The sequence below is a fragment of the Rhodanobacter humi genome (assembly GCF_041107455.1).
GTDB lineage: Bacteria > Pseudomonadota > Gammaproteobacteria > Xanthomonadales > Rhodanobacteraceae > Rhodanobacter_A.
In genome coordinates, this window is sequence record NZ_JBGBPY010000001.1 from 3,952,788 (window position 1) to 3,965,651 (window position 12,864).

Sequence of the window (12,864 nt, forward strand, 5' to 3'; positions counted from 1 at the left end):
GTGCCGGTGCACGTGGCGCAGATCAATTTCCTGCCCGCACCCCGCGGCCTGGGCCTCGCGGACCTGCTCGAACGCTGGCCGTCGCTGGCGGATATCGCGGAGCTGGTGGCGGGCGCCGGCGTCCGGGTCACCGTGTTGCAGGCGGCCGCGCATGCCGAGCGCCTGACGCGCGCCGGCGTCGACTACCGCCTCGTCGATCTGCGTGGAACGTGGACGGCGCAAGGCCGGGGCCGCCGTTTCGCCGATGCCCTGGACGGCAGCGGCGTCGACCTGCTGCATGCGCACAGCCTGGCCTGGGTCGACGATGCGTTCGCGATCGCCGGCAAGCTCGCACCGGGCATGCCGGTGCTTTTCCAGGACCACGCCGACCGGCTGCCGCGCTGGTGGCGGCGGCCGCGCCATCGTCGTCGCTTCGCGGCAGCAGCGGGCGTGGCCTTCACGGCAGTCGAGCTTGCGCGACCCTTCGTCACCGCCGGCGTGTTCGCCCCGGCGACACGGCTGCTCGCGATTCCCGAATCCAGCAGCCGCTTCACGCCGGGCGATCGTGCCCACGCACGTGCGGCGACCGGCGTGCACGGCACACCTTGCGCGCTGTGGGTGGGGCGCCTGAACCGCGGCAAGGATCCGCTCACGGTGCTCGACGGCGTCGCGCTGGCGGCGGAGCGCTTGCCCGGCCTGCAGCTGTGGTGCGCCTTCGGCGAGGAACCGATGCTGGCCGAGGTGCGGGCGCACATCGATGCCGACCGGCGACTGGCCGGGCGCGTGCACCTGTTGGGCAAGGTGGCGCATGCGCAGGTCGAGACGCTGATGCGCGCCGCCGACCTGTTCGTCTCCGGCAGCCGCGCCGAGAGCAGCGGCTACGCGGCGATGGAAGCGCTGGCTTGCGGCCTCGCGCCGGTACTCACGGATATCCCGGCGTTCCGCGCACTGACCGGCAACGGCCGCATCGGCCGGCTGTGGCCGTGCGGCGATGCGCCGGCGCTGGCCGCGGCGCTGGTCGATGCCGCGGCGAGCCGGCCTTCGCCGCAACAGGTGCGCACGCATTTCGACGAGACGCTCTCGTTCCAGGCGGTGGGGCGGCTCTGGGCCGAGGCCTATGCACGGGTGCTCGACGACCGCCGCGGGAGCGTGCCATGAAGCTCGCGCTGGTGGTTCCCGGCGGAGTGGATCGCAGCGGCGAGTTCCGCGTGATCCCGGCCCTGCTGGCGCTGATAGTGCGGCTGGCACGCACGCACGAGGTGCACGTCTTCGCGCTGCACCAGGAGGCGGCGCCGGCTTGCTGGGAACTCGCCGGCGCACATATCCACAACATCGGCGAAGGCCGGACGCGGCTGCGCGCGATCGCGGCGATCCGCGCCGAGCACAGGCGCGCACCGTTCGATGCGATCCACGCGATCTTCTCCGGCTCCTGCAGCCTGGTTGCCGTGGCGGCGGCGAAGCTGTTGCGGCGGCCGAGCCTGGTGCATGTCGCCGGCGGCGAGCTGGTCGCGCTGCCCGCGATAGCCTACGGCGGCCGGCGCACGTGGAAGGCGCGGCTGCGCGAAGCGGTGGTGCTGCGCGGCGCCGATGCGATCACCGCCGCCAGCGCGCCGATCCTCGAATCGCTGCACGCGCTCGGGCTAGAGGCCCGGCGCGTACCGCTGGGCGTCGACCTGCTGGCCTGGCCGCCGCGTGCGCCGCGCGGGCGCGACGGGGGGCCGGCCCGGCTGATCCACGTGGCCAGCCTCAACCGCGTCAAGGACCAGCCGACCCTGCTGCGCGCGCTGGCGATCCTGGCCGGGACGGGGCCGGACTTCGAAATGGACATCGTCGGCGTGGACACCTTGCAGGGCGAGATGCAGCGGCTCGCCGGCCGGCTCGGGCTGGATGGACGGGTGCGTTTTCTCGGCTTCAAGACCCAGCGCGAACTGCGCCTGCTGATGGAGTCGGCCGACCTGCTGGTGATGTCGTCGCTGCACGAGGCCGGGCCGCTGGTGGCGCTCGAGGCCGCTGCCGTGGGCGTGCCCACGGTGGGCACGGCTGTAGGGCACATCGCGGAGTGGGCGCCGGCGGCGGCGCTGGCCGTGCCGGTCGGCGACGCGTCGGCGCTCGCGGACGCCATCCGCCGCCTGCTAGCCGACGAGGAACTGCGGCTGCGCCTGGCCGCGGGTGCGCAGCTCCGCGCGCTGTGCGAGGACGCCGACCACACCGCGCGCGCGTTCGAAGCGCTCTATCTGCGTCTGCGCGCCGCATGAACACGCAGGGCGCCCGCATGCCTTCGCTGGACGGGTTCCGGGCGATCTCGATCCTGATGGTGTGCTACGGGCATCTGTGCGGGACGCGGCGTTTTCCCATTTCCATCGCACAATACGGCCGCTGGTGCGGCGACGTCGCGCATCTCGGCGTGCTGGTGTTCTTCGTGATCTCCGGTTTCCTCATCACCTCGCTGTTGATGGGCGAGCGCGAGGCGACGGGGGCGATTTCGCTGAAGCGGTTCTACCTGCGCCGAATCCTGCGCATCTTTCCCGCGTTCTACGCGTTTGTCCTGGTCATGGCGATCGCGACGGCGGCGGGCGCGGTGCCGCTGAGCGGCCGCGACTTTGCCTACGCGCTGACCTACACGGTCAACTTCGAGTCGGGCCGCTCCCTGCAGATCGGACACCTCTGGTCGCTGTCGGTCGAGGAGCAGTTCTATCTGCTGTGGCCGCTGACCCTGCTGGCCCTGCGCGAACGTCGCGCCTTGCTCGTCGCGACCGCGGCGATCTGCATCGGTCCGCTGGTGCGCTGGGGCATCCGTGAATGGATATTCCACGTCGATCCCCGTTTTCCGGGCAGCATGCTGACGAGCTTCCCCGCGATGTTCGATTACCTGGCCACGGGTTGTGCGCTGGCGCTGCTGCGGCCATGGCTGCTGACCCGCACGTGGTACCTGCGCCTGACCGGCAGCCGCTGGCTCGTGCTCGCGGTGCCGCTGGTGCTGCTGATCAATCGCATGGGCAGCCATCCCGTGGCAATCCTGCTGGGGTCGCCGCTGATGAACCTGTGCCTCGCCGTGCTGATCGAGTCGAGTACGCGGCATGCGAACTCGCTGGCCGGACGCTTGCTGAACTGGAAGCCGGCGGTGTTTATCGGCGTGCTGAGTTACTCGCTGTATCTGTGGCAGATGCCTTTCCTCGACCATCGCTCCGACGCGTGGATGCATGCATTCCCGCAGAACCTGTTGCTCGTTTTCCTCGCGGCGCTGTCGTCCTGGTTCCTGATCGAGCGCCCGTTCAATCGTCTGCGCCGGCGGCTGCGGCACGGCAACGAGCTGCCTGCCATCGCGCGGGAGGAGCACGGATGCCGCACGGCGACGAGCCCGCTGCGATGAACAGGACGCAGACCGTGGCCGGACTGCTCGGTGACACTCCGCAGCGCGACTACACGGAGAAGCTCCGGCTGTTCAACGCCTTCGCACGGCCGGAGCTGCGCGAAGCGATCAATGCGTTGTCGCTGCAGGCGGATGCGCGCGTGCTCGACGCCGGCTGCGGCACGGGCGAGGCGGTCGGCTGGTTCCAGGAATCCGCGGGGGATCGTGCACTGGTGGTGGGAATGGACCTGGCGACCGCGCATGTCCATGCCGCCCGCCACAGTGCGCCGGCGCCGGCGACTGTCGTGCAGGCCGACATGCTGCAGCCGCCGCTGGCGGACGGCAGCCTCGACCTGGTCTGGGCCGTCAACGCCGTCAATCATCTGCACGACCCGGTCGCCGGCGTGCAGATCCTGGCCAGGCTGCTGCGTCCGGGCGGCCGCCTCGTGCTGGGCCAGAGCTCGCTGGTGCCGGACATGGTTTTCGCGTGGGACGCCCGTCTCGAACGATGCGTCAACGACGCGGTGCGCGCGTACTACCGCGAGCGCTACGGCCGCAGCGAGCGCGAATTCACCGCGGTGCGTGCGCTGGTCGGCTGGCTGCAGGCGGCGGGCCTGCCGCAGGTGGCGGTGCGCACGCGGATGATCGAGCGCGTCCAGCCACTCGCGGATGCGGACGAGCGCTACCTGCGCGACGCGATCTTCCGGGACACCTGGGGCGAGCGCCTGCGGCCCTACCTGCACCAGGAGGACTTCGACACGCTGGCACGGCTGTGCGATCCGGACGATGCTCACTACGCGCTGCGGCGGCCGGATTTCCATTTCCTGCAAAGCCTGACGATCGCGGTGGCGACGAAGGCGTGAGCTCGCGTGCTCAGGAGAGTTTGATCAATCGGCTTCATGCTCGTCATTCCGGCGCAGGCCGGAATCCAGTGACGGTGAGGCTCAACTGACCTTGCTGCTACTGGGTCCCGGCCTGCGTCGGGATGACGGTACGGGTAGCCGGTCGTTGCCGGAGATGGAGTCACTCACTCGTCACATCTCGCGTAGACGGTACCCAGCCTCATATCTCAGCATCATGTCCAAAGTATTCCGGACAGTAATGAGCCTTCGCTGGGATGACGAGCAAAATCAGCGTTTCCCTCAGGCGGATCGCGCCTCCGAGAACGGCATGCCGCGCCGGCGGCGCCAGGCCTGGTGGAAGCCCGCCGTGTGGTGCAGCTGCGCGTCCTGCGTCAGGGTTTCCTCGGACACGATGCGGCCGACGAACAGCGTGTGCGAGCCGACTTCCTCGCTGTGCACGATGTCCAGCTCGCGGATGCGCAGCGCCGCGGCCACCGCGGGTATGCCGAAGGTGCGCGAGCGTCGGACCGGGAAGGGCAGTGCCGTCCAGTCCGCGAGCGGTTGCTTGTGATGCACGCTGAGTGCGTAGACGGCGTCCTTCATCGCCGCCGGCATGCAGGACAGGGCGATCCGGCGCTGCTCACGCATCGTCGGCACGGAAACATTGGTGCTGCGCAGAGCGAGTGTGAACAGCCCGCTGCGCCCCAGCGGGCCGATCAGGTCCATCGGGAAGAGGTTGTGGTGGCCCGGTGCGTCGACGGAGACGAGCACGACCGGCCGCGGGCACAGGTAGGCGATCATCAGCTGCTGGGTTGCCATCGGCGCCATGAGGGAGTGGGGCGACGCGTTGCCGTTGCGCATCAGGCGGTTCTGCAGCCAGGTGTTCCACGGACGCAGCGGCCAGGCCAGGCAGCGATGCCCGCCGGCTGCGACGTGGTAGAGGGCGAGCGTGCTGCCTTCGGCGCTGACCGTTGCTGTGCGCAGCAGTTGCAATTTCCCGAGCAGCCGGCCGCTGGTGCGGTCGCGGTACTCGAGAACGGGGTGCGGGCCGGCGTCCAGGCTGGTCGCGATGGTGAGCGGCCGTAGCGATGCCACAGTGTGGTCGGTGGTGACATCCGCGGCGGCCTTGCCCCAGCGCAAGCTGGCGACAACCGCCCGCTGTGGTGGCGTGACGGCGACCACCGACCATTGCGGCAGCGGACGGACGAATGGCCTGACCCAGTCCTTCCACATCGTCAGACTCTCCGGAACAGCAGGAACATGTAAAGCTGGCTTGCGAGAGCAAGGCCGCTGGGCATCCGGCGCTCCAGCCGGAAATGCGGCGCCGCCGCCCGCGCCACGATCCGCGGCGCGAAGCGGTGGATGCGGCTTTCGCTGGCGATGGCGTAGTGGCCGCGGCGCACGAGGTTCACCAGGTTCGCCCGCCACCAGCGGTAGCGTGCGTCGGCGAGGCAATAGGGGTTGAGCAGGCTGGCCAGCACGAAGCCGCCGTGCCGGACCACGTACGACAGTTGCTCGAACAACGCGGCATGATCCGCGAAGTGATTGAAGACCGCGAAGTTCGCCGTCACCGCCTGCACCTTGCAGGCAAGCGGCGAGGCGACCGCGACGACGGTCTTGCGCTCGATCTCGTCGCGGCAGTGCCGCAGCAGGCAATCGCGCATCGCCTCCGAAGGCTCGAACACGAAGGTCGGATGTCCGTTGGCGGCATAGGTTTTCGCATCGATGCCGGTGCCGGCGCCGAAGTCGAGCACGGACGCTCCCGCGGGCAGCAGGCCCAGCGCCAGCTGCTGGAACCTGGCGCGCACGCTCCGGTCCCGCGGCGAGGCCAGCATGAATTCGTGGTACTGCTCGCCGGTGTGCATGTCGTCGATGGCCTTGCGGTCGTCCGCTACTCGCTCGCCGATGAGGCGCGCGGCTCCAGCGCCGTGCGCACCACGTACAAGGTGTCCATGCGCGGCACCGGCCGCACGAGCCAGGCCAGCGCGCGCCGGCGCCGCGGCGAGGTGACCCAGTCCTGTCCCTGCAGCCAGAGCTGGGTGCGCGCCATGTCGGCGCGTTCCTTGCGGGCTTCGTCCGTGGGCCGGACATGGCGCGCAAGATGGCGCGCGGCCTCGCCGAAAGAACGCGACCACTCGATGCCGGCGAGCGCGTGCAACCACAGTTCGGAGCACGACACCCGGGTCAGGGTCTGACGCCGCGAGACCGCGCGCAGCAGGGGCGGGCAATCGCGTTCGAGCCGCGCGAGCACGGTCTCGGGCACCGCATGCCGGTAGTAGCGCGCGACCAGCCGCAGCGGCGGCAACGCCCACCACGGCGCGTCGTCGCCGTGGGCGCCCCACAGTTCGTTCCAGTCGCGCGCGACCATGCGCGTGGCCAGCAGCGAGATGTCGTTGAGATGCATCAGGCGCAGGCTGCGGCCGCAGATGTTGCCCGCCGCGTGCAACAGCAGGTGGCTCATCAGCGCGCCGCACGAGGGGTAGTCGTTCAGCCCCGGATGCGGTTCGCTCGGCTGGATGCGCCCGGTGATGTCGACGGCGGCCACCGGCAACCGCTCCCGGATGTGCGTGTGCAGTTCGATGTTCACCGGTGCGTCGCGGTGCTCGCCCAGCCCGGCATAGGGCTGGCCGCCAGCGGGCTTGAACACCTGGTGCTTCCACTGCGCGAACGAGGCCACGTAGCCGAGTTCCTGCAGCAGCACGCCCGCAGTCGCGGCGTCGGTTTCGCGCACCAGCAGGTCGATGTCGGCCATCGGCCGCTCGCCCGGCGCGTAGATCCCCGCGGCGTGCAGCGCCGAGCCCTTCAGCGCGACGACGGGAAAGCCGGCGGCACGGGCACCGGCGTCGATGCGCTTGAGCAGGTCGATGATGCGGCGATGGCGCTGCTCGACCTGCGTGCGCTGGTCGGCAAGGAAATGCCGCCACGCCGGCTGGTCCCAGGTCGAGTACCGGTCGAGCAGCGGCGCCACGCCGTGCGCGACGGCGGCGGCCGCGGCCAGCGCCCACTCCAGTTCGCTCCATGCGGGCGTCTCGCTGCCCGGCTGCGCCAGTGCCAGCTCGGCGGCGAGCGCCTCGGTGGTGCGGCGCAGGCCGCTTCTGACGATGGCGAGCGGCGGCAGCATCAGGGCATCCCTAGCGCAGCTGCAAGGCGATGCGCTGCGGCACGGGCGGCGGCGTGGCATCGTGGTTGCGGTGCGCGTGTTCGCGCGCGATCAGCGCATCCCAGCGCGCGGCCAGCGCGGCGCTGGCCGCACGCTGGCGTTTCGGCGGCGTGCCGGCCCTGGCCTGCTGCAGCGCGACCTGTTCGTGCAGCAGGTCGCGCACGCTGCGGTAGAACTCCGAGTCGTAGGCGCCGCGGAACATCATGGCCAGGTCGCCGCTGTCCCGCCAATGCGTCTTGCGGCCGAGCTGGGCCTTCACCAGTTCGTAGAAGCGCGTCCCCGGCAAGGGATAGGACACGCTCACGCCGATGTCGTCCGGCGCTGCCTGCGCGACCAGTTCGCGGGTGGCCAGCAGGTCGGCCAGCTCCTCGCCCAGATAGCCGAGCTGGATGAAGAAGCCCACGCGGATGCTGTGCCGGCCCAGCCGTTCGCGCGCCACGATCAGCTCGGGGACCCTGGTGCCCTTGTTCATCGCGTCGAGCACGCGCTGGCTGCCGCTCTCGGCGCCGAGCCACGCCTCGGCACAGCCGGCCTGCGCCAGCGCCGCGGCCATGCGTTCGCTGATCAGGTCGGCGCGGGTCTGGATGGTGAACGGCACCGCGCCGTCGCTGGCGCGCAGGTGTTCGGCGAACTCCGTCACCCAGTCGACGCGGAAGCCGAAGATGTCGTCCGCCATCCAGATGTGGTCGGGCTGGAAGGCATGTTTCAGGTGGCTCATTTCCGCCGCGACATCCTGCGGGCTGCGCTGCATGTAGTGGTTGCCCCAGATCGGCTTGGCGCACCAGTTGCAGCGGAACGGGCAGCCGCGCGACGCGGCCATGTTGAGGCTGAAAAAACCATGCCGTTCGTGCCAGATCGCGCGATAGCGTTCGATGTCGATCAGATCCCAGGCCGGGTGGCCCACCAGGCGCGGATCCGGCGGCAGCGCACCGACGCGCGTCGGCTGCTGCTGTCCGCCCACCTGTGTGGCAACGCCCGCGAGGCTGGCCACCCAGGCCGGGGTGGCGATGTCGGGCGCGCGCTCCAGCCGGCCGATCAGTTCCGCCAGCGCGGCGATGCCTTCGCCGATCAGCACCGCCTCCGCGCCCGCCGCGAGAAAGGCCTCCGGGTGATCGGAAGCGTCGGAGCCGGCGACGATCACGCGGGCGCCGGCGGCACGCGCCTCGGCGATCATGCGACACGCCGCCTCGCGCATGCGGCCCAGGCACATCTTGGTCAGGAAGTTGAAGTTGTCCTCGTAGAGCACCACCACGTCCGGGCGCACGCCGTGCAGCGATGCGGCGAAATCCTCGACGCCCTCGGCCAGCATCGCGTCGAACAGCGCGACCTCGTGTCCCAGCCGCCGCAGCAGGGCGGCCACCTGGATCGTGGCGAGCGGAGGATACGGTTTGCCACGCTCCCACTGCTTCCGGTCGTACTTCAGGTAGTAAGCGTGGCCGACCAGGATCTTCAGCATCACTATGGCCTCCGGGGGCCGTGGGGACGGGCTGCTGCGGCGGACGACGTTTGCGTTCGGGCCGGCTCTTGCGGGAAGTGAGTGCTCGGTGGCGGGGCTTCGGTTGCCTGCGCGACGACGAGCCGCGGCAGCGTGGCGCGGTCGTGCGCGCGCAACCTTTTTTCGTTGCGGCCGCACTCATTCGGCACTTGCCCGGAGCCGCGCGCGACGAGGATGGCCTTGACGATCTCCCACGGCGTGCCGGATGCGGACGCGGACCCTTTCCGCGAGCGCAGTGGCCCCGCGTTCTCCGTGCGCAAGCAGCTCCTGGGCGGCGACTTCCGCTTCGACAGCGCCAGCGCGGCCTTGCTGCAGGTGGTCGAAGCCGCCTATGCCGGCCTGCCGCCGCATCGTTTGCCAGTGGCCGCGCCGGAGTTCCGCATCGAGCTGCGGCTGCTGCCGCGCCAGGCGTTGCCACGACGCACCGAGCCGCCGCCGGTGCGGATGCAATCCGGCGCCGGCCTGATCTGCGGCGTGATGGACGCGTCGAACTACGTGGTACTGGCGCCCGCGCAGCGGCAGGCCTTGGTGGTGGCTTCGGAGGACATGCTCGACCAGCCCTACCATCTGCGCTACGAACTCGTGGAATTCGCCGTGTTCACCCTGGCGACGCGCGAGCTGGGCCTGGTTCCGCTGCATGGCGCCTGCATGGGTCGACAAGGGCGCGGCGTGCTGCTGCTGGGCGCAAGCGGTGCGGGCAAATCGACGCTGGCCTTGCACAGCCTGCTGCACGGCCTGGATTTTCTCGCCGAGGACGCCGTCTTCGTGCAGCCGGAAAGCCTGCTCGCCACCGGCGTCGCCAACTACCTGCACGTGCAGGCCGACGCGTTGCGCCACGTGGACGACCGTACCGCGCGGGACTGGCTCGAGCGCTCGCCGCGCATCCGTCGGCGCAGCGGCGTGGAGAAGTTCGAGGCCGACCTGCGCCAGAGTCCCGGCCAGCTCGCGGCCACACCGCTGGCATTGGCCGGCGCGGTGTTCGTCTCCGCCGAGGCGGCCGACGATGCGGATGCCTTGCTGAGTCCGCTCCGTACCGGCGACGTCGCCGCCCGCCTGCGCACTGACCAACCCTATGCATCCACGCAGCCCGGTTGGGATCGTTTCGAGCAGCAGCTGATCCGACGCGGCGTGCACGAGTTGCGCCGCGGGCGTCATCCGCGCGACGCCGTCGCCGCGCTGCACGCGCTGCTGGCCGGGTCGCATTGATCGCCACGGCGGCGGGCGGCAACTTTTCCCGACGGCGACGGCACCCACGTTCCTGCCGCCGGCGCAGGCAACGGTTCGGACCGGGGCCGGTGAATCATCGGAGTGGTTCAACATCAACCGGGCAGGGGCCCGGCGCGGGTTGTTCCGTGCCGGGTCGATGCCCCATGCGAGGGTCGCAAATGAAAACACGTCTTGCGGGATCGATGGCCACCGCTGCGCTGCTGGCGCTGCTGGTGGCGTTGCCGGCGCTTGCCGCGCTCAAGCCCGGTGCCACGGCGCCGGATTTCACGGCCGAAGCCAGTCGCGCCGGCAAGGATTTCAGCTTCTCGCTGAAGGAAGCCCTCAAGCACGGGCCGGTGGTGGTGTACTTCTATCCATCGGCGTACACCGGCGGTTGCGATCTGGAAGCGCACACCTTCGCCACCGAGAAGGCCAGGTTCGACGCGGCCGGCGCCACCATCATCGGCGTGTCCGCCGACAGCATCGAGCGGCTGAATGCCTTCTCGTCCGACCCGAAGTATTGCGCCGGCAAGTTCCCGGTGGCCTCCGATCCCGACGGCAAGGTGGCGGCGTCCTACGACCTCAAGATGACGGCGGAGCAACCGGGCATCAATGACGTGCGCGGCGTGGCGATCGACCATGGCTTCATCTCGCGCACCACTTTCGTGATCGCCGGCGACGGCCGGATCGTCGCCACGCTGTCGTCGGAGACCGACCATCTGCGGCCCGACCAGCACGTGGCGCGGTCGCTGGCCATCGTGCAGGGCATGCGGGCGGGCAAGCTGCCGACGCAGTGATCCGACCCGATCATTTGAGCGTTCGTCCGGAAGACAGGGCCGCCACTGCGGCGGCCTCGTTCGCTGCGGTGGCCGCGAGGCGTTGCGCCGGCCACGCACAACTTTTGGTCCGGTGGTTCGCACTCACCGGCATGCGAAATCCGGCCAGGGAGCCACGCCGCACCGAATCGTCGGGCAGCGCCTGCGGAACCGCGGCTAACGTCAGGCCGCGTGATCCGGCGGCGGTGCCCGACGAACCTTCGCTGCTGCACGTCCGCTCGCTGGACCTGTTGCGCGCGCTGCTGCGTACGCTCGCGCGCAAGGATCTGGCGGAAACCGCCGTGTACGTCGCGTTGTCGCTGGGCGCGGCCTTCGCCGGCAGCGTGGCGGCACTGCTGCTGGTGCCGCTGGTACAGCCCGACCACGCCTTGCCGTTCGGTGGCGCCTTGCTCGGTGCACACCGCAGCGTCGGCGCGCAGGCGGCGGTCTTTGCGGCGGCCAGCGGCGCGTTCGCATTGCTGCGCTGGCAGGCGGCGCGGATCGGCGCACGGCTGGTCGGCCGTTACGGCGTGAACCTGCGCCGTCGGGTGCATGCGCGGCTGATCGACGCGCCACTGGCGTCGCTGGCCGATGCGACGTCCGCGGAAATCGCCAACGTGCTCACCCACAACGTCGAGATCCTCGTGCAGGGCTTCAGCGCGCTGCAGCAGCTGCTGGTGGCCGGCATCACCGCGGCGGTCAGCCTGGGCTTCGCGTTCTGGGTCTCGCCGCCGCTGCTGCTGGCCGTGCCGGTGCTGGCCGGACTCGGGCTGGCCGCCTCGCGCGCCTGCGGCCGTGAGCAGGCGCTGGTCGCGCGCCGCTACGTGGCCGACATGACCCAGCTGTTCTGGCACAGCGAGGATTTTCCGCGACGCCTGCGCCACGTGCGTTCGTTCGAACGCGAAGATGCGGAGAAGGCGAGTTGCAGTGCGATTGCGGCCCGCCTGGGCGAGGGCTATCGCCGTCAGCTGGAACTGGTGGCCTCCGGCAGACTGGTACTCGAACTGCTGGCGACGCTCGGCATCGCGGTGCTCTTCCTGCTGGCCGATCGCTGGCGCGGCGTGGACCGCGCCGCGCTCATCGCCGTGTGCCTGCTGCTCGGGCGCCTGCTGCCTTACCTGGTGGCGACGCGGCAGAGCTTCCAGCAACTGCGTTCGACCGCCCCGGCCTTCGAGCTGTGGCGGCGCTACATGAGCCTGGACGCGGACCGCACGGCTGCGCCCATGACGTCGCCGCGGCCGGTGATCGGTGATGGCGTGTTGCGCATCGAGTGGATGCGGCTGACGCCGCCGCGGGCGGGCCTCGAGGTCGGCGAACTGGTGCTGGCGCCCGGCGAGCTCACGCTGATTTCCGGCGATTCCGGGATCGGCAAGAGCAGCCTGGTCGACGTGCTGGCCGGCATGGCGACGCCCGAGGTCTTCGTGGCGCGACTCGACTGTCGCCCGATAACCTTCGACGCCTATCGCGAACGGGTGCGCCACGGCGCCTACGTCAGCCAGAACGTGCGGCCGTGGCAGCGCTCGGTGCGCGAGTGCCTGCGCTGGGCCGCACCGGACGCCACCGATGCGCTGCTGCGCAGCGCGCTGGCCGACGTCGGCCTCGACCGGCGGCTGGCCGACTCGCCGCACGGACTCGACACTACGCTGCACAGCGCGTCCAGCCGGCTTTCCGGTGGCGAACTGCAGCGGCTGCTGCTGGCCCAGGTGATCCTGCGACAACCGCGCCTGGCGGTGCTGGACGAGGCCACCAGCGCGCTCGACGCCGCCGCCGAGCTGGCCGTCCTCGCCGCGCTGAAGCGCCGCCTGCCGCAGACCAGCCTGGTCGTCGTGTCGCACCGGCCCGGCGTGGCGGTGCTGGCGGATCAATGCCTGACGATAGAAAGCGGCTTCCCGGCGTCAATGGCCGGGAGTGCCGTCTTGCGCTGCACGGCGCGGCGGCAGGCTTGCAGTGCCTGAGTCGAGAGGCATCTGGAGCGTGCCGCGCCGCACCGATCGAGTCGGCGCCGCGTCGACTGCCAT

11 protein-coding genes are annotated in these 12,864 nt (G+C 70.5%); 7 read left to right on the forward strand and 4 right to left on the reverse strand.

The annotated features are described in order from the left end of the window. Genes AB7878_RS17575 through AB7878_RS17590 form a run of 4 tightly spaced genes read left to right on the forward strand, consistent with a single transcriptional unit; the run spans position 1 to position 4,191 of the window. A complete protein-coding gene (locus AB7878_RS17575) occupies positions 1 to 1,137 on the forward strand; it encodes a glycosyltransferase family 4 protein (protein ID WP_369495592.1) in 1,137 nt (378 codons plus the stop codon). Further along, positions 1,134 to 2,234, forward strand: a complete 1,101-nt coding sequence (locus tag AB7878_RS17580) for a glycosyltransferase family 4 protein (protein ID WP_369495593.1) — start codon at positions 1,134 to 1,136, stop codon at positions 2,232 to 2,234. The genes AB7878_RS17575 and AB7878_RS17580 overlap by 4 nt, the downstream gene beginning before the upstream one ends. Continuing rightward, positions 2,231 to 3,349 (forward strand): acyltransferase family protein, encoded by a 1,119-nt coding sequence (locus tag AB7878_RS17585; RefSeq protein ID WP_369495594.1) that lies wholly within the window; start codon positions 2,231 to 2,233, stop codon positions 3,347 to 3,349. Before AB7878_RS17580 ends, AB7878_RS17585 begins: the two co-directional genes overlap by 4 nt. Beyond that, the gene (locus AB7878_RS17590; RefSeq protein WP_369495595.1) at positions 3,346 to 4,191 is read left to right on the forward strand and encodes a class I SAM-dependent methyltransferase; all 846 of its coding nucleotides are present in this window, start codon (positions 3,346 to 3,348) and stop codon (positions 4,189 to 4,191) included. Before AB7878_RS17585 ends, AB7878_RS17590 begins: the two co-directional genes overlap by 4 nt. A 279-nt stretch (positions 4,192 to 4,470) precedes the next feature. Here AB7878_RS17590 and AB7878_RS17595 read toward each other — a convergent pair whose 3' ends face one another. The 4 genes from AB7878_RS17595 to AB7878_RS17610 are packed head-to-tail and all read right to left on the reverse strand — an operon-like array spanning position 4,471 to position 8,786. Continuing rightward, complete coding sequence (locus AB7878_RS17595) at positions 4,471 to 5,403, reverse strand: flavin reductase (RefSeq protein ID WP_369495596.1); 933 nt, start codon at positions 5,401 to 5,403, stop codon at positions 4,471 to 4,473. A gap of 2 nt (positions 5,404 to 5,405) precedes the next feature. Then, positions 5,406 to 6,035, reverse strand: coding sequence for a class I SAM-dependent methyltransferase (locus AB7878_RS17600; RefSeq protein ID WP_369495597.1), 630 nt, complete (start codon positions 6,033 to 6,035; stop codon positions 5,406 to 5,408). A gap of 26 nt (positions 6,036 to 6,061) precedes the next feature. After that, the gene (locus AB7878_RS17605) at positions 6,062 to 7,291 is read right to left on the reverse strand and encodes a nucleotidyltransferase family protein (RefSeq protein WP_369495598.1); all 1,230 of its coding nucleotides are present in this window, start codon (positions 7,289 to 7,291) and stop codon (positions 6,062 to 6,064) included. Between the two features lie 10 nt (positions 7,292 to 7,301). Beyond that, positions 7,302 to 8,786, reverse strand: coding sequence for a B12-binding domain-containing radical SAM protein (locus AB7878_RS17610; protein ID WP_369495599.1), 1,485 nt, complete (start codon positions 8,784 to 8,786; stop codon positions 7,302 to 7,304). Positions 8,787 to 8,999: 213 nt separating this feature from the next. Between AB7878_RS17610 and AB7878_RS17615 the strand changes: the two genes are divergently transcribed. From AB7878_RS17615 to AB7878_RS17625, 3 genes are all read left to right on the forward strand, one after another. Next, complete coding sequence (locus AB7878_RS17615; protein ID WP_439653815.1) at positions 9,000 to 10,031, forward strand: phosphoenolpyruvate carboxykinase (ATP); 1,032 nt, start codon at positions 9,000 to 9,002, stop codon at positions 10,029 to 10,031. Between the two features lie 179 nt (positions 10,032 to 10,210). Beyond that, positions 10,211 to 10,828 (forward strand): peroxiredoxin, encoded by a 618-nt coding sequence (locus tag AB7878_RS17620; RefSeq protein WP_369495600.1) that lies wholly within the window; start codon positions 10,211 to 10,213, stop codon positions 10,826 to 10,828. 224 nt (positions 10,829 to 11,052) lie between these two features. Continuing rightward, positions 11,053 to 12,801 (forward strand): ATP-binding cassette domain-containing protein, encoded by a 1,749-nt coding sequence (locus AB7878_RS17625; protein ID WP_369495601.1) that lies wholly within the window; start codon positions 11,053 to 11,055, stop codon positions 12,799 to 12,801. The last annotated feature ends 63 nt before the right edge of the window (positions 12,802 to 12,864 follow it).

What these genes read in the sequence shown, in the direction of transcription:
- AB7878_RS17580 (WP_369495593.1), top strand. Translation starts at nt 1,134, where the DNA reads ATGAAGCTCGCGCTGGTGGTTCCCGGCGGAGTGGATCGCAGCGGCGAG.
- AB7878_RS17585 (WP_369495594.1), top strand. Translation starts at nt 2,231, where the DNA reads ATGAACACGCAGGGCGCCCGCATGCCTTCGCTGGACGGGTTCCGGGCG.
- AB7878_RS17590 (WP_369495595.1), top strand. Translation starts at nt 3,346, where the DNA reads ATGAACAGGACGCAGACCGTGGCCGGACTGCTCGGTGACACTCCGCAG.
- AB7878_RS17595 (WP_369495596.1), bottom strand. Translation starts at nt 5,403, where the DNA reads ATGTGGAAGGACTGGGTCAGGCCATTCGTCCGTCCGCTGCCGCAATGG.
- AB7878_RS17600 (WP_369495597.1), bottom strand. Translation starts at nt 6,035, where the DNA reads ATGCACACCGGCGAGCAGTACCACGAATTCATGCTGGCCTCGCCGCGG.
- AB7878_RS17605 (WP_369495598.1), bottom strand. Translation starts at nt 7,291, where the DNA reads ATGCTGCCGCCGCTCGCCATCGTCAGAAGCGGCCTGCGCCGCACCACC.
- AB7878_RS17610 (WP_369495599.1), bottom strand. Translation starts at nt 8,786, where the DNA reads ATGCTGAAGATCCTGGTCGGCCACGCTTACTACCTGAAGTACGACCGG.
- AB7878_RS17615 (WP_439653815.1), top strand. Translation starts at nt 9,000, where the DNA reads ATGGCCTTGACGATCTCCCACGGCGTGCCGGATGCGGACGCGGACCCT.
- AB7878_RS17620 (WP_369495600.1), top strand. Translation starts at nt 10,211, where the DNA reads ATGAAAACACGTCTTGCGGGATCGATGGCCACCGCTGCGCTGCTGGCG.